Source organism: Salinivibrio sp. SS2, assembly GCF_001722075.1.
GTDB classification, from domain to species: domain Bacteria; phylum Pseudomonadota; class Gammaproteobacteria; order Enterobacterales; family Vibrionaceae; genus Salinivibrio; species Salinivibrio proteolyticus.
Window position 1 is genome coordinate 1 of record NZ_MEBP01000073.1, and the last position, 16,654, is coordinate 16,654.

The following is a 16,654-nucleotide window of genomic DNA, read 5'->3' on the forward strand; positions in this document are numbered from 1 at the left end:
CACCCTACTCGATGATCGTGTAAAGACAGATCCCATCAACACATTCCGCACCTTGTTCTGATCCAGCCTCTTCTGTTTGATACTGTAAGCTTAGTCTGGCGACTCTTGACGTCGCGCCCCCTACAGTTGCCCCATACTGGAGTGTGATGATGATTAATTACTTACCACTCGATGCCATCACGCCAAACGACTTTATCCCTATCTTCAATAAATCCAGCATTCGGCAGCATCTTATCGAACATGCCCCTTTTGATGCACAGAGCATCAAAACATGGGTGAGAGAGAAGAGACACATTGATACTCAAGACGGATGTTTGGTTAGGGCGGTGAGTGTCAACAACTGCCTCGTAGGATGGTGTGGTATTCAGCGTGCTGAATGTGGTTTTGAATTGGCGATCGTGTTGGATACCTCGCACTGGGGACTTGGGCGGTATGTATTTAAGTTTCTACTCTCGCGCGCTGAACAACTTGGTCATCAAGTCGTTTATCTTCATTTGCTGCACACCCGTCGAGAATCCACATTTTTAACGCAACGTGCTCTACGAGTATTTAAAACACATATGCTGGGTGAATGCTTTACCACTTACGAGATAAAAGTAGGGGACTAGCGGTGTGTGACGCGAGCGTCTGGTTGTTTGACGCAAGCAGAGCGTTAGTCCTATAAGTTATTCTATTTACAAGATTTATTTTCTTTCACGACCTTGTTTTTCCGCTTTGCTTTCCATAGAAAAGGTCTCGGAGTGTCAGATGTAGCTGAGGTTACTATTCGCTATTGTCTGCAGTGTGTGGGTCGCCGCGACTATAGCGATGTCAATTGATTCAATTAGTTACATGATTCAGTGGTGTCATGAATTGATCATGGCATCGTCATACGACGTTATAGTACTTGTCATGTTGAGGCACTATCTTTTTGATTCTACTAGGCTGTTGGCCTAGTTACATCTCAAGGAGTAAGTTATGACGGCCTGTCGCTGCTTCATGGTTCTAATAAGTGCGATATTGATGAATACAATGGTGAAGGCTAATCCTAATGTCACATCTCGAGAATATAAGGTGATGCTGGATGCCAATCAATTTATCTACCGGAGCGAAGCTTTATCTGTCGAGAGATTGTTGGCAATGGCAGAGACGCAAATCGAGTCGGCAATTTCGCGTGATGTTTCTGGTAGTGCCTACTTAGCCAAGCAGCGCAGCGTGCGCTTTTTTGACGTCCAGGGCGCCTGTCAGCTCCGTAAATCAGGCTATTCTCTTCGCGAGCGTATAGAAAACGGTTTCTCGGACGTTACTCTCAAGTTCCGCAGTCGGGACCGCTACATTGCAGGTTTTGAGGACGTGTTGTCTTCTACCTCTGGTGCCGAAACCAAGCTGGAATCTGATATAGGGTCTACTGCAACTGAGCCTGTTAAAGTTGTATACAGTCACTCTACCAAAGCCCCCAACTCAAGAAAAATCAACAAAATAAAAGATGTAAATCATCATTTTCCTGGTTTTGAGAGTCACTATGGGCTGCCTGATGAGGAAGTCCTTTCGCTGGTGAGTAACCTAGTGATTCATGAGCATGTTTATCGAGGAATGGAAATCGATTTAGGTCAGCATGATGCCGAGATCAGTGTAACGCTCTGGTATCAGGAAGAGCCATTGGATTTCCAATCACCGTTAGTGGCCGAGCTGTCATTCCGTTACAAGGATGGATCTGCTGATTACACTCGGAAGGTGGTTAACCGAGCGATCAAGTCCTTTGATGTGCTCAAATCCTTGTCCCCATGGGTTTCTCCAGATTCTCAGAGTAAGACGGCTTTCGTATATGGTTTTGACTCGGCATTTTGCCAGTGAGGCATAGCTTAAGGGATAGGATGCTGTGCTGTGATCTTTATGAGGTAAAAAGGAAATAGACAATGAAGTTGATAAATAAATATAAACTGTTCTTGGTGCCTCTCATAGCATCTTTCGTGCTCGCTGGTTGTAACTACAGCAACAATGATACAAGAAAAAACAGCGCAACCGTGTTTGACAGTTACCCGAAGGAGGGGGTGTTTCTACCTTACAATGTGTTGAGGACTGATCTCATTGACGCTAAGTCTCAGCAGGCTTTTGAGATTCGTAATGGTGGCTTCGGTTCGGCAATGACAGCACATCCTTCGGATGTAAACCGCTTTTATGCTCTCACTGATCGAGGTCCTAATGCTAAATTTAAAGGCAGCCTCGGTAAAGGAAAAATATTCCCAACACCGGACTATACCCCACGTATTGGATTATTTGAGGTAAAGTCGAACGGTCGGATTGAGCAAGTCGATACGATTCTACTCAAACGTCCTGATGGGTCCCTGATCACTGGGCTGCCCAATAGCTCTGACTTGGGCGGAACCGGTGAAACGCCGTACCACGCAGATGGCCGACCGATTCTTAAAAATGACAGCCAGCCTTATGATGAAATGACTAATCCGTTTTTGCTTGATGATTATGGTCTAGATGGAGAGGGGCTAGTAGCTCTATCGGACGGTACTTTCTGGGTCAGCGATGAGTATGGTCCACATATTGTCCATTTTGATGCTGAAGGCAGGGAAATCGGCCGAATAAATGCGTTTGCCAACGATGAGCGGGTTGATTTGACCTTGCCTGCTGAATTCGGCAATCGGCGCGCCAATAGAGGCATGGAGGGGCTGGCTATTACGCCGGATGAGAAAACCCTTGTAGGGATTATGCAATCAACGATGTACCATCCCGATAGCGCGGTGAAGGATCTAGACATTACTCGCATCGTGACCGTTAATCTTGAGTCCGGTAACATCGGGCAGTACCTCTACCGTCAGGAGAAACCACAAAACTCGAACTCCGAAATTGTTGCGCTGAGCGACACACAATTTCTGGTGATCGAACGTGATGGAAGCTTTCTCTACGGTGGCCCTAACGGTGAACAAGCTGCCGATCCAGATGCACAAAAGCATATCTATCGCATTGATCTTACCCCCGGAACCAACCTTGAAACTCTCACAAGTAGCGGTGATGTTAAACAGGATATGGAACTTGGTCTTACATTATCGGGAAAGACACTTGAGGAGGTTGTTCTCGAACAGGGTTGGAGTGCTTTAGCCGAAGCTGGGATCACGCCTGTCAGCAAATCCCTAGTCGTAGATATGGTTGCCAAAGTAGGGTATCCGCACGATAAGATGGAAGGGCTATGGGTGATTGATGATCGTCATCTCGGTGTATTGAATGACGACGACTTTGCCACCTGGGCCACGAGCGGCAAATTGGAACAGAAAATGCTAGATACCAACACTGTGGATGGCAATAGATTATATATCGTCGATGTAGACCTCCGCACTGAGTGACACTCATATGTTTTTGTCGCCCGAAAGCCGGGCGACGTCCATCCGACCGAATCCAACTGAGCCTGTAAGATTGATGGTATAAGTCACTCCTAGAACAGTGGGATGTTCGTAGCGATTTAGGGTGGTGATGAGTAAGAAAAGATCTATTTAGCCACTTTTATTGGTGAGGTACTAAACGAGCATTTCACTGGCAACTATTTCCCCCTTGTTCTTTACTTTGTTTTCTGCGGATTGCGAATACAAAGAGGAACGTCCATGAAAATATTACTCTGCCTTTTAGGTTTTTTCTCTAGCTTTGGTGTGTTGGCCGATGCGCAACCCAGCGTTGTAAATGGGCAAGTAACGGACATCGCAGAAGACCACATGATGGTTGAGACGGGCAATGATATTTATAAGATTATGGCTGACCCTGACATGCTTGATGAGCTTGAACCTGGCATGAACGTTGAGGTCACTGGTGAGCATCACATGCAGGCCAGAGAGGTACGTATTGATCATAAAAACCGTAAAAACCCATTGGGGGAATAACCTTGCCTGAAAAATTGGGCGGTGGCGTGCTAGAATTCACCTTAATACGCAAATATATGAATATTCGCGTTTTTGTTTGAGCATTATGAACACGGAACTGTCATGTCTGAATTTGCACGAATGCCGTTGCCTTTGCCGCCTGATTTTGATCGCGACAACGACCAGTTACTACTTCACTCTTGTTGTGCCCCTTGTTCGGGAGAGGTGATGGAAGCCATTGAAGCGAGTGGGATCCGTTACAGCATCTTTTTTTATAATCCCAACATACATCCAGCTAAAGAATACGAAATTCGCAAGCAGGAGAATATTCGCTTTGCAGAAGATCATGACGTGCCGTTTATCGATATGGATTACGACACCGATAACTGGTACGCCAGAGCAAAGGGGATGGAGTTTGAGCCCGAGCGCGGAATACGATGTACCATGTGCTTTGATATGCGGTTCGAGCGTACAGCGCTATATGCCGCCGAACATGGTTTCCGGTTTATCAGTAGTTCACTGGGTATCTCGCGCTGGAAGAACATGCAGCAGATTAATGATTGTGGCCATCGCGCAGCGGCTCCCTATCCAGATGTCCAATACTGGGATTACAACTGGCGCAAACAAGGCGGTAGCCAGCGCATGATAGAAATCAGCAAGCGCGAGCGTTTTTACCAGCAGGAATACTGTGGGTGTATTTATTCGCTGCGGGATACGAATAAACATCGCCTAGCGCAAGGACGCGAGCGAATTAAGCTCGGCGTGCAATACTACGGCGACGATTAAAACTAAACTGCTAACAATAGCGAAAAGCGCCGTTTGGGCGCTTTTCATCATTGATGAAGAACATCCACCGTATTGCAATATGTGCGCAAATTAACAGCTTGGTGATACTTTTCCTTACAGGTTAGGTAGAACCCCCTAACATGTTAATAGATTGTACTATGCGATAAAGGCCCCGTGACCGAACTGATTTCCCATCCCGAATGGCTACTGCTTGTGCTCGCTCCCGTGTTTTTCTTATGCATGCTGGGGGAGTACTGGGTGGCGCTGCGCCACGGAAAACTGGGCGATAATGCCCGTTATTACGTGCCAGAAGTGCTTTGCAATTTTACCTTGGCGGGGCTGCATCAAGCTGCAGATTTACTGACCGGGCTGCTGATTGCCAAGGTGTATTTGTGGTGGTTTGGCTGGCGGCTGTTTGATATTGAGATGTCGGTAAGCCTGTTTTTATTACTGATGGTCGCGCAGGATTTTTGTTATTACTGGTTTCACCGCGCTAGCCATCGTGTGCGCTGGATGTGGGCGGCGCATGTGGTGCATCATAGCTCTGAGCGGATGAACTTTAGCACCGCGTTTCGCCAAAGCTTAATGTACCCGCTGGCAGGGATGTGGCTGTTTTGGCTGCCGCTGGTGGTGATCGGATTTCCGCCGCAATGGGTGGTGTTTGTTGTACTGCTGAATTTAGGGTTACAGTTTTTTGTTCACACTCAATGGATAAAGACACTGGGGCCTGTGGAGTGGATTTTTAATACCCCGTCTCATCATCGCGTTCACCATGGCGTGAATCCTCAGTACATCGACAAAAACTACGCGGGCATTTTAATTATTTGGGACAAGTTATTTGGCACCTTCGAGCCGGAGTCTGAGCCGGTGCGCTATGGGATCCCCAAGCCAGTGAATAGTTTCAACCCTCTGGTGGTAACTTTTGCAGAATGGCAACAAATGTGGCGAGACGCCACGCAGCCCGGTCTGAGTTTTCGGCAACGATGGCAGTGCTTGTTTGCACCACCAGAACAAGCACAAGGTCACACGACAGACGTGGAAGCATCACGTGAGAGGTAGCGGTTTTCCATCGTGTGGACAAGCTAACATATTCTAAGAAAATAACCCTTTATTCTCATGGGGTTATTTTTAGAACTCAGCTTGTCAGGAGCCCCGCATGACCGACGCTATGCATGCCATTGTTACCCATCCGCACTTAACCCCTTCGCAGAAAACGTTAGCGCTCGCTGCGCAAGCCGATGCGGCTTTACCCTACGTACCTTGCAGCCGAGCGCTCGTGGCTGCGATGGAGCAGGGTGTGATCGGCGATATGTTTGAGGGTCACGCTCCCTTTAAGCCGCGTTATGTGTTGCCCGATTATGCCCGCTTTTTAAAACGTGGGTCGGAGTATTTGGCGTTAACGCCGGCAACCGATCTAGAGGACGCGCTGATGAAGCTCATGGTGCTTTACCATCATGTGCCTTCGGTGACCAATATCCCGGTGTTTTTGGGCTACCTCGATCAACTCTTGCTGCCATATTGCGATGATGTGAGTGATGAACATTTGTATCAAGCGCTGAAGCGGTTCTGGATCCAGCTTGACAGAACACTGCCAGACGCATTTATGCATGCCAACATTGGCCCAGATGATAATCGTGTTTGTCGCATGATTTTGCGCATCGACGCAGAACTGCAACAAGTCGCCCCAAACCTGACCTTGATGGTGGACCCGTCTCGTACCCCGCGCCCCCTAGTTCGGCAGGCGACAGATAACATCATTGCCTGTAGCAAGCCACATATTGCTAACTGGCCGGTGCACCAAGCCACATTTGGTGACGCAGAGGCTCACTCGCCCAATGTGGGGATTGTGAGTTGCTACAACGCGCTACCGATTGGAGGCGGCGCGAACACCTTGGTACGCCTTAACTTAAAAAAAGTCGCAGAAGAAGCAAATGATCTCTCGACATTGCTCTCGCACACCTTGCCGCATTACGGCGCATTGATGGTGGAGCTGATCGATGCACGCAGTCACTTCCTGCATCAAGAATCACACTTTTTTAATAGCTTTCTAGTGCAGGAAGGCTTGATTGATGAGAAAAAATTTGTACCCATGTTTGGCGTGTATGCGATGGCTGAAGCGGTCAATACCCTGATGGCACGCCAGGGCCTATGTGGCGAATATGGCCACGATGCAGCGGCGAATGAGATGGCACACGATATCACCAAAGCATTAAGTACGTTTGTAGCAGAGACTCCAGTGAAGCATGGCTGGCGTGGGCGAGCGTTGCTGCATGCGCAAGGTGGCTTATCCATTGACCAAGGGACCACTCCGGGGGTGCGTATTCGTTACGGCTATGAACCGGATCCTGTCACCCATTTGCAGGCGCTTGCGCCGTTACACCCTTACTTTGAAGCGGGTGTGAGCGAGATCCTGACATTGGATGACACCATTAAAGGCAATCCCGATGCATTAACCGATTTATGTTTAGGGGCGCTGCAATCCGGGCTGCGCGAATTCACGGCGAATACGGATGGGAATGATCTCGTGCGTATCACCGGCTATATGGTGAAAAAGTCCGAGATTGCCCAGTTCAAACAATCGGGCTCTCGGACCAATACCACGGTATTGGGCGCAGAAGCTTCTGAGATGACGACAGTGACAGCGCGGCAGCCGAGAGTCGTGAGTGCGGAATTTCTCGCTGGCGCGCGTTGGACGGACACTCATGAGTCATCCTAAGCAGGAGAAAACATCGGGTTCAGTGGCTCGGGTTGCAAGTGTGTTGCCCTATTCCTGTGTCGATGGTCCCGGTAATCGGATGGTATTTTTTCTGCAAGGTTGCCAATTTCGTTGCCCGGGGTGTCACAACCCTGAAACTATTGAGCGTGACAGTACAAGCGCATTCGATATGTCTTTGGCCGAGGCAGTGACGGCGATTTATCAACAACGGCACTTTATTCGTGGAATTACCGTCAGTGGCGGTGAGGCCAGTCTGCAATGGCGCTTTGTCCGCGCGCTTTTTCGCGCGGTCAAACAGCACTCTGAATTAGCGCCACCTTACATGCTTGATCGACACTAACGGCGGCGTGCCATGCCAGCGTTGGCAGGCGTTGTCACCCTATATGGACGGTGCCATGGTGGATATGAAAGCATGGGGAAATGACGCGCACCGGGCCCTGACCGGGCATTCGTCCCGCCGTTTGCGTGATAGCCTAAGTTGGCTGGCGAAGCAGGGAAAATTGCACGAAGTGCGGCTGTTACTGATCCCCGGGTATACCGACTGGCAAGCTAATCTGTCGCCACTTTGTGCCTATTTATATGATTTGCAGCAAATGCAGTTGGCGCAGGGAAATGTGTTTTCCGTGCGTTTAAATGGCTTTCACCGCGCAGGCGTGAAAGGCGATGCCAGTAATTGGCCAGAGGCAACACAAGCGCATCTCGATACCATAAAAATCGCCTTGCAAACGGCAGGACTGCAATCCGTGACCATGCCACCACCTGAGTTACTGCCTATCGAACAAAGTTCGCTCTCGGTGTGAACGCCGATTCAGCACTGGCTGAGAAAAAGACAGACGGCGGGATACCCACGAGTTTAGTCACCATTGCGGTGAATGCACTCTGTGACCCATAACCTAGCTCTTGAGCAATGTAACCAAAGTCATAATCTTGTGCGAACAGGGCGGCTGCGAAAGTGAGCAATGCCTGATTTCGCCATTGGTTAAAGGTCATGGTCAATTCGCGCTTAAATAAGCGTGTCATGGTGCTTTCACTGGCACCAACCTGTCGACAAAGCGCGCTAAGGGTGAGCGATTGGTTAGGCTGGGCAATAAATAATTCGCACAAATGTTTAAGCCGCTTTTCCTTGGGCATTGGCAATCCTAATGGCAGGGGGGCGGCGCTTTTTACTTCGTCAATTAACAAAGACCATAAAGCCTGTTCGCGCGGTGAGGGCTGTGGTCCTTGTGGTTCATGGATCAAGGTTTTCACGATGGCTTTGGCTAGGTCACTAACACGTAGACAATGACAGTCACGATCAGCATGTTTGATTGAGTAGCTTGGATGTATTGCCACGTTATAAATCTGCGCGCCTTTAAGCAGATAAGCTGCATGTGGAGTCCCGGGAGCTATCCAGACTGCATGTTGGGCGGGCACGACATAAGTGTGGTGGGTGGTTACGACTTTCACGATACCGCTATCCGTGAATGCTAGCTGAGCATAGGGGTGATGATGAAAAGGCGTATGGGTGCTATCTGTCGAGCGCTTAATCGCGACTGAAACAGATCTGTCGGATGAAGGTGCCTCAATAGCTGAGTTTGACGGCTTTTCTACATAGTACGCCATATTGTCGATATTCCATCATGCGGTAATAGCTTACAAATACGCCTTGTCGGGATCGAAGTAAAGAAGATCCCCTTGATAAGCAAGGAGTATGTGATGACGACAATTCAACAACCGTTTCACTCCCACCAAAAGTGGGTGATAGCAACTGTAATATTTGGTGCATTGCTACCACTGATTGATACGACAGCGATTAATCTTGCTGTTCCCGCGATGCAACAAGGTCTTCATAGCGACGTCACCAGCATTAAATGGGTGATTATTGGCTATTCACTGTTTGCAGTGATGACGGTGGCGTTGTGCGCTTGGCTCACGCGCAAAGTTGGCGCCACCCAGCTTTGGCTCGCCGGCCTTCTACTCTTTACGGCGAGTTCAGCGCTATGTGCAAACGCAGCCAGCCTAGACATCATACTGGTGGCTCGGGCACTACAGGGAGTCGGTGCGGGTATTTTAATGGTGGGAATGCAAACGCTACTGGTCAAGGCAGTAGGTCGAGAACAGCTAAAGCAAGCCATGACCATTGTCGCGATGTCCGCTGTTATAGCCCCCATGTTGGGACCGGTACTTGCTGGTTACTTACTGAGCGTGGGTGACTGGTCTTGGTTATTTTGGATCAATGTGCCGATAGGCGGCGTGGCGCTTGTTCTGTCGTTTTTTGTGCTTCCTCGTGAGCATGCTGACGAGGAAACGCGGTTAGATGTGTTGGGCGTGCTATTGGTTAGTGTAGGGATAGGTTCCGTGCTTTATCTTGCGGTGTGTTTAGACGATGTTTCGTCAAAAGGAGACGCGCAGCAGTGGAGCATACCCGTATTGGCAACAGTGTGCAGTCTCTTTGCATGGGGGTGGGCGAAACGTCATTTTGCCTCTTTAGGCGACAATGCACTGATACGTTTAGCCCCTTTAGGTATTCCCTCATGTCGGGCAAGCCTATCGCTACTTTTTCTCGCGAGTTTGGCCTTTTATGCAGGGTTGCTTGCTATTCCATTGGTATGTCATGAAAGCTGGCAACTCACTAATATGCAAACCGGTTTCATGCTCGGTATGCATGGTCTGGGGACGCTAATGTCGCGCCGTTATTTAGCAAGGTGGTGCGCGCGCTACTCGGTCAGCCGCATTGCTGCTATCGCGCTTTTTATCGGGATGGCAGCATCACTGGCGTTGGTTTTTGTTGGTGATAGCCGCATCGCACTAGCGATAACAATGCTTACCCGAGGCGCGGGACTCGGTCTATTGACCTTGCTGGCCATGTCACACACATTCAACGACACGCCGCAATCTATGGCCCCCGATGCGAGTGTGCTATCGCGCCTTGGAACACTGGCGGGTGCGACGATAGGGCCGATGATTATTATGCTGATATATCAATGGGCGCCAGATGACTATCAAGCCGTATGGACACTGTCTACGCTCGCCGTGATCTTACTTGGCGCGATAGGGCCAATATTACAATTGGCCCAGGGTGACGACGCTATGCGTTGAGTGTCTTAGTCGGCAGCGTGAGTCTACCGCCACCTTTCATGGTTTGTGGGGGGTGGGCTGGTGTTAAAGGTTATCAGGCAAGATGGATTAGGCATCCGGACACCTTGTCGCTACGGCGTGAATACTTTGGCGTAGAATCCCGATTTGAATAGCGATTGCTACGCCACCAACTGCCGTGGCGGCATAGACAAGCTGAGTCACCGAAAGGCCGTGGCCGAGCCACAGCCCACCCAAAAGGGTACCCACTGCACCACCAAGATAGTTTGACGAACTATTCAGTGCAACCACCGCAGCGCTGTGCTCCGGTTGGAGGCTAATCAGCGTGTGTTGTTGTGGCGCGAGCGACGACCAACCGGCCGCCCCCCACAAGAAGAATGGGACAAAGGCAATGATTGAGGACAGCGGCAAGCTACTCGGAATGCTCAAGATGGCCACGGACATGAGCGTTAGTATCCCGAGCAGGATGGCTCTTGGACGTTTTACCCAATCGATCACGTGTCCGATGGTGAAGCTGCCGATCATGCCGCCTAGCCCCCAAACCCATAAATAGGGCGTGAGGTTGGTTTGTTGTGTGATGCCCGTAATTATAGGTGCGAGATAAGCGTAGAGCCCCAAGCTAGCGACAGCAGTCAGGAAGGTGACAGCAATGGTGGCAGACACCGAGCGATTGGCGAGCAATGCGACACGCGCTTTCAGTGATGGCGGTGGTGCGACACAGATATGGGGCACCCCAAGCAACACGCCAATCAGCCCAATAAACGCGATACCGACTACAACGGTGAAGACGCCTTGCCAACCCAGCCAAGTGGCGAGAGCAAGGCCGGCAGGTACGCCGATGACAGTACCTGCACTCATGCCACCCAGTAACAGCCCTAGTGCGCGACCTTTCTTTTCTGCAGGCACCAAAGAGGCGGCACTCGCCGCCGCTAAAGGTGAGAAAATACCGGCGCCTATTCCGGCTAGTGCACGACTTGCCAGCAACATGGTTAAGTGCGTGCTGAATATCGTGACAAGGTTAGCGAAGATAAACACCAGCATCGATAGCACGAGCGCCTTTTTGGTTGGAAAGCCCGCCAACAATGTCGCCAAGATTGGCGCAGAAAGGGCATAGCACAAGGTAAAGGCCGTCACCATCTGTGCGGTTTGTGCTTCTGTGATCTGAAAGCTGGTCGAAATGTCCGGAATAATGCCCGCCACGACATAGGCATCCATACCGAACGCAAACATGGCAATGGGTAAAAATAAAATGTTTTTCATGGGCATCCTAGCGCGTGAGTCTGAGAAAAGTCGCGAATGTGTCGCCATTTAGCGTGCGGATAGCGAGGGGACAAAAGCGAGCAATGGTGTATGCGATAGGAATGTAACAAAATGTGACTGAAGGCTTCAATCATAACCCATTGAAATAAATTGTGATGGAGAGGAAACTATTTTTGACAATATAAACAAAGTATTACGCAGTAAGGTGAGAGGAGCCGACCACTAGATAAACCAGTGGCCGACTTGTTACTTAGAAGTGATAGCTAACCATCGCTTGAGCTGCCCACTGGTTCGCGCTATCGACGATTGGCGAATCAGCAATGTCGCTGCCTAAACGAGTGTATTGTGTGGTTTGGCTAATATCCCAGTTTTCACCCATCGGCACGACAAGTTTGTAGCCAACATTGTAAGCAAAGGCGTCATCACCTTTATAGGCGGCGCGTTGTGCCGTGGCTTCGCTGTCTTTCACACCAAAATAGTGGTCAACGTGGTCTTTGCTCAACCAATCAACTCCGGCATAAGGTACAAAGTCAACATTGCCGAAGTGGGTGAGGTGCATGTACTTCATGCCTGCATTGAAGCCATCGTATTCACCGGTGATGTCATGACCTACATAGGTAGACAATACGCCACCTTTGCCTGTGTTGATGTCCATATTGATACCGCCATCAATGGCCATCTCACGATCTTTCATGCCTTTAAGAATGCCTGCGTCTTTGCTTTTGTAACCAGGCGTGAAATGACCTATATAGGCATTGAGGTTTACAGTATCGTCATTGTTACCCAAGAAGCGGTAGTTAAGGCCATTGGCAAGGTCTGCGTTAAAGTTTTCGCCGTTGTAACCGAGGTTAAATTGCGGATACGTATTTTTGTCTTGATCTTTATAGAGATCGCTACCGGTACCTACGCCAACGCTGGCAACTGCTTGGCCTTCGTGTGAGTAAATGTTGCCGTTACGAATATAGGTATCGCCAGCATAGGCTGCGCTTGAAGCGATCGCTGCGATAATAATTGCTAGTCTTTTCATGATTACTTCCTTTAATGATGTTCACCACTGGGGTTGGCAGTAATGTAAGCGCCGTGGCGACCAGAAAGTATCCTCAGTTAGTCAGGAATTGTCTGACATCTGTCAGAGCAGGAATCAGTTGAATCGATTGGGCAATTGGTATACTTGTTACCTTTTAGTGATGATGTGACGAATCGAAATGGAAGAGAAACTGCACCTGTTTGTGGTCGAGGATGACCTCAAAATGCGCGCAATGTTAACGGAATACTTCGAAGCGCAAGATTACACCGTAACAGCATTGGCAGAAGGCACAGGCGCGGCAGAGAAAATATTGGCAGCGCAACCCGATTTGGTATTGCTGGATCTCATGCTGCCCGGCGACGATGGGCTGACAATTTGTCGACAGATCCGCAATGGTTACCACGGTAGAATTTTGATGTTAACTGCCAGTGATGACGATTTTGATCATGTGGCTGCGCTGGAAATTGGTGCCGATGACTTTGTCAGTAAACCGATTAAACCCCGCGTGCTTATGGCGCGTGTGCGTATGCTGTTGCGTCGCCAATCAGAGACGGTCATGCCGTCTATGCCGTCAGGGCTACTACAATATGGTGGCCTTGTGCTTAATCAAGCGCGCCGGCAATGCAAGCTAGATGAGCAAAATATCACCTTAACGGAAAGTGAGTTTGATCTTCTCTGGCAATTGGCCTCGCATCCCGATTCGGTACAATCTCGAGACACGCTTACCCAAGCACTGCGCGGGATTGAATATGATGGGATTGATCGAACCGTAGATAACAAAATCGTCACGCTGCGCAAAAAACTGATGGATGATTCTGCTAGCCCACGCCGAATTATTACGGTACGGGGTAAAGGCTATTTATTTGTGCCTGATACTTGGTAGTGCTTATCCAAGTGCAATGGGTCGTTGGATTGAGGTAGGGCATGCGCCGCATTTATTTAGAGTTCTTCTTTGGCTTGGTCATCATTTTTTTTGCCAGCTTGGTGACGTATGTCGTCTTGGTGTATGAAATTACCGATGATCATGATGCAATTCTTTCAGAGCGACGAGCGGATGGACTCGTTGATATGCTCGATATTATAGAGGCAACCTCTGGCACGGAAGCGGCGCTGGATGCACTGAAGGCATACACTCATAAAGTTGAATACGCGCTAGATACTCATCCGGTTGAGCACCTGCCTGTCGCGGTAAAGAACTATTTCGACCGTATAGACCGACAATTTGATGTCTACTACGACGATGATGACAAGTTGTGGTTCCACCTTGCTGATATGAAAATGTTTTATACCTTGAGAGAGGATCCGGAATCCCCTCTACACCGTGCGATAGCATTTGAAGATAACTTGCTGATCGTTTTTCTTTTTGTTGGCTTTGCCATTTACAGCTTTTTTATGGTGTGGTTTTTAAGCCGGCGTGTTCGCGCGTTAGAGAAAACGGCTTTACAATTTGCTGGGGGAGACTTAAATGCCCGCGCATCAACACGCAGCCACCAACGTGTCGGGTCGCTGAATCGTACCTTTAATCATATGGCAGACCGCATTGCCAATCTTGTGAGTAGCAGTCGCGCACTGACCAACGCGGTTGCACATGAATTGCGTACTCCCGTGTTTCGTATTCAGTGGCAAGCAGAGTTACTTAGCGAGAGCCCGCTGGATACCAAGCAGAGCCAAAAAGTTGCCAGTATTATTGAGGATACCGACGAAATGGCGTCGCTCGTTGATGAGCTGTTGTACTTGGCCCGTGTTGATCATCCTAATACGCTCTTCACACCACAAACGTTAGATATGTCTGTGTGGATGAATGAACAATGGCCGCGTTGGCAGACACTAAGCACCAAATCCGTGAGCTTGGATGCACCGCAAGACTTGCCTTGCATTGAGGCCGATCCTCATCTGCTTAAACGCGTCATCACAAACCTAATTGGCAATGCAGAGAAGTATGCGGTAAGTCAAATAGCTGTGCGTGTATACTGTGAAGACACGCAGCTGGTGATTGCGGTCCACGATGATGGTGAGGGAGTTGACCCATTACATTGGCCGTTTATCTTTGATGCCTTTTACAGTGCGGATCGTTCCCGCGATAAAAAGCGTTCCGGCTATGGTTTGGGACTTGCGATCGTCAAACAAATTGTCACCCGCCACGGTGGCAATGTTGAAATCGACCATAGTGATTTAGGCGGCGCATGCTTTCGGGTCATCTTACCTTGTTAATATAATGTGACTCAGCCAATGTTAAGTTGAGAGGGCGGCATTCGTCGCCAACGGGTATTTTGCGTATAATACCGCCCACATCGACAACATTAGGGGCATTATGAAACATCGTACGTTCGTCTTTATCGGCATGGCGATTCTTGCTGTGACCGTCACCATTTTGATCTCATGTCAGCGCCCCCAAGCTCCCCTTGTTCCTGATTTCCAATCTTTTGCCGCGGGGGCAGAGCGAAAGCAGGCGTTTTTTGATTACTTCACCCCTGTGGTTAATGCCATCAATAGCCAAGTACTGGCGGATCGCACCGCATTAATGGCATGGCATGCGCGTAAAAGTGAGCTAAGTAGCCGAGAAATAAAACGCGTCCAAGCGCTCGCCGAACAGTATGAGCTTAAAGACTTTAACGTCGACCAAGAAGCAGACTGGATGGCATTGATTCAACGGGTGGATATTATTCCTCCGTCGTTGGTCTTAGCGCAGGCGGCGAACGAGAGTGCGTGGGGCACGTCGCGGTTTGCACGGGAAGGGAATAACTACTTCGGCCAGTGGTGCTTTAGTAAAGGATGTGGACTGGTCCCTAATCAACGAGCGGAAGGGAAAGTGCATGAAGTTGCAGCGTTTGATAGCCCGCAAGCCTCGGTACAAAGCTACATCAATAACTTAAATACTCATGCCGCGTACCAAGGGCTACGCGAGATCCGCGCCAACCTGCGTGAGCAGAATAAACCACTGTCAGGCGCAGCACTCGCCAATGGGCTGGTACGCTATTCAGAGCGTGGTCAGGCCTATGTGGACGAGTTACAAGCGATGATCCGCCACAACCAACTGGACATGCTCGACCAGCCATCATCCTCATCCAATAACGACTAGGAAAGCCAATGATTACCCGTTTGCCTCGGTGGGTTGAAGCCGGGGCGTTTGTGTTAGCGCTGATCGCCGGTACCATCAATGCGATCGGTTTGTTGGGCTTTGAACATCAAGCCGTGTCGCACGTGTCAGGCACCGCGACGCAATTTGGCTCGGGGTTGTTTGCAGGCCAATGGACACAAGTTATCCAACTGGGTGGCTTATTGTTGGCTTTTTTCCTCGGTGCCGCGATTTCCGGATGCTTATTGCATGGTAGCACGCTTAAATTGGGCCGCCATTATGACTCGGCACTGTTTGTCGAAGCTGGGCTAATTGTGGTGGCGTTTTATTTTCTTTCTCGCGGTTTTGTCATCGGTCAGTTAGCAGCCTCGGCAGCATGCGGCTTGCAGAATGCGATGGCGACCACCTACAGCGGCGCGATCGTGCGCTCAACCCATTTAACCGGCATCTTTACCGATTTAGGATTAATGCTTGGAGGCAAGCTACGCGGCAATCCAGTCGATAAGCGCAAGCTGATGCTCTTTTTACTGATCGCGTCTGGCTTTATCGTCGGTGGGGTAGTGGGTGCGGCGCTTTTTGCGCACTTCCATTTTGCTGCCCTGCTGTTTCCCGCAGGGTTATGTTTTGTAGTGGCACTGTGTTACCGCGGGTACATGACACGTCAGCGTTTAGTGGCTGGCACCAGTAGCAAGTAACTATACAAAACATTAACAATGCGCGTTTTCGCGCATTTTCTTAATGTATTTGTTGTGCATCGCATCGAGTTAGCCAACTTGACCGAGTCTTCGGTGCGAACGTCGGGCCTTTCCCTTGTAGCGGTGGCTTCCCGTGTCACCATTCGCGCGTCTTTTGGCGGCTAAAAGTTTGTCTTAAAT

Annotated in this window: 17 protein-coding genes; 14 read left to right on the top strand and 3 right to left on the bottom strand. The window is 49.5% G+C overall.

The window, feature by feature from the left end; all coding sequences use genetic code 11:
- The first annotated feature begins 146 nt into the window (after positions 1–146).
- From BGK46_RS07845 to BGK46_RS17740, 9 genes are all read left to right on the top strand, one after another.
- Positions 147–608, top strand: coding sequence for a GNAT family N-acetyltransferase (locus BGK46_RS07845; RefSeq protein ID WP_069588250.1), 462 nt, complete (start codon positions 147–149; stop codon positions 606–608).
- 349 nt (positions 609–957) lie between these two features.
- Complete coding sequence (locus tag BGK46_RS07850) at positions 958–1,833, top strand: hypothetical protein (RefSeq protein WP_069588252.1); 876 nt, start codon at positions 958–960, stop codon at positions 1,831–1,833.
- Positions 1,834–1,895: 62 nt separating this feature from the next.
- On the top strand, positions 1,896–3,332 hold the full coding sequence (locus tag BGK46_RS07855) for an esterase-like activity of phytase family protein (RefSeq protein WP_084781331.1): 1,437 nt from the start codon (positions 1,896–1,898) through the stop codon (positions 3,330–3,332).
- Between the two features lie 255 nt (positions 3,333–3,587).
- Entirely contained in the window at positions 3,588–3,860 is a 273-nt protein-coding gene (locus BGK46_RS07860) for a hypothetical protein (RefSeq protein WP_046075232.1), read from the top strand.
- Positions 3,861–3,962: 102 nt separating this feature from the next.
- A complete protein-coding gene (locus BGK46_RS07865; protein WP_069588254.1) occupies positions 3,963–4,625 on the top strand; it encodes an epoxyqueuosine reductase QueH in 663 nt (220 codons plus the stop codon).
- Between the two features lie 174 nt (positions 4,626–4,799).
- On the top strand, positions 4,800–5,684 hold the full coding sequence (locus tag BGK46_RS07870) for a sterol desaturase family protein (protein ID WP_069588256.1): 885 nt from the start codon (positions 4,800–4,802) through the stop codon (positions 5,682–5,684).
- A 97-nt stretch (positions 5,685–5,781) separates the two neighbouring features.
- Complete coding sequence (locus tag BGK46_RS07875) at positions 5,782–7,341, top strand: YjjI family glycine radical enzyme (RefSeq protein WP_069588258.1); 1,560 nt, start codon at positions 5,782–5,784, stop codon at positions 7,339–7,341.
- Entirely contained in the window at positions 7,328–7,681 is a 354-nt protein-coding gene (locus tag BGK46_RS17735; RefSeq protein ID WP_084781332.1) for a 4Fe-4S cluster-binding domain-containing protein, read from the top strand. Before BGK46_RS07875 ends, BGK46_RS17735 begins: the two co-directional genes overlap by 14 nt.
- Positions 7,682–7,736: 55 nt before the next feature.
- Positions 7,737–8,141 carry a hypothetical protein gene (locus BGK46_RS17740; protein ID WP_139130755.1) on the top strand — a complete coding sequence of 135 codons (405 nt, stop codon included), beginning with the start codon at positions 7,737–7,739 and terminating at the stop codon, positions 8,139–8,141.
- Here BGK46_RS17740 and BGK46_RS07885 read toward each other — a convergent pair.
- Positions 8,113–8,943 (bottom strand): AraC family transcriptional regulator, encoded by an 831-nt coding sequence (locus tag BGK46_RS07885; RefSeq protein ID WP_069588260.1) that lies wholly within the window; start codon positions 8,941–8,943, stop codon positions 8,113–8,115. The genes BGK46_RS17740 and BGK46_RS07885 overlap by 29 nt on opposite strands.
- Before the next feature lie 93 nt (positions 8,944–9,036).
- Here BGK46_RS07885 and BGK46_RS07890 point away from each other — a divergent pair, with 93 nt between their 5' ends.
- Positions 9,037–10,419, top strand: coding sequence for an MFS transporter (locus BGK46_RS07890; RefSeq protein WP_069588262.1), 1,383 nt, complete (start codon positions 9,037–9,039; stop codon positions 10,417–10,419).
- Between the two features lie 87 nt (positions 10,420–10,506).
- On the opposite strand, the gene BGK46_RS07895 is transcribed toward BGK46_RS07890, so the two are convergent.
- Complete coding sequence (locus BGK46_RS07895) at positions 10,507–11,676, bottom strand: MFS transporter (protein ID WP_069588264.1); 1,170 nt, start codon at positions 11,674–11,676, stop codon at positions 10,507–10,509.
- Positions 11,677–11,926: 250 nt separating this feature from the next.
- A complete protein-coding gene (locus tag BGK46_RS07900; protein WP_371440467.1) occupies positions 11,927–12,706 on the bottom strand; it encodes a MipA/OmpV family protein in 780 nt (259 codons plus the stop codon).
- A 175-nt stretch (positions 12,707–12,881) separates the two neighbouring features.
- Between BGK46_RS07900 and BGK46_RS07905 the strand changes: the two genes are divergently transcribed.
- The 4 genes from BGK46_RS07905 to BGK46_RS07920 all read left to right on the top strand — a co-directional run bounded on the left by BGK46_RS07905 (position 12,882) and on the right by BGK46_RS07920 (position 16,474).
- Positions 12,882–13,586: a response regulator gene (locus BGK46_RS07905; protein ID WP_069588268.1), complete on the top strand. Its 705-nt coding sequence runs from the start codon at positions 12,882–12,884 to the stop codon at positions 13,584–13,586.
- A 41-nt stretch (positions 13,587–13,627) separates the two neighbouring features.
- Positions 13,628–14,914: an ATP-binding protein gene (locus BGK46_RS07910; protein ID WP_069588270.1), complete on the top strand. Its 1,287-nt coding sequence runs from the start codon at positions 13,628–13,630 to the stop codon at positions 14,912–14,914.
- A gap of 100 nt (positions 14,915–15,014) precedes the next feature.
- A complete protein-coding gene (locus BGK46_RS07915; RefSeq protein WP_139130756.1) occupies positions 15,015–15,782 on the top strand; it encodes a glucosaminidase domain-containing protein in 768 nt (255 codons plus the stop codon).
- An 8-nt stretch (positions 15,783–15,790) separates the two neighbouring features.
- Complete coding sequence (locus BGK46_RS07920) at positions 15,791–16,474, top strand: YoaK family protein (RefSeq protein WP_069588272.1); 684 nt, start codon at positions 15,791–15,793, stop codon at positions 16,472–16,474.
- Positions 16,475–16,654 lie beyond the last annotated feature (180 nt).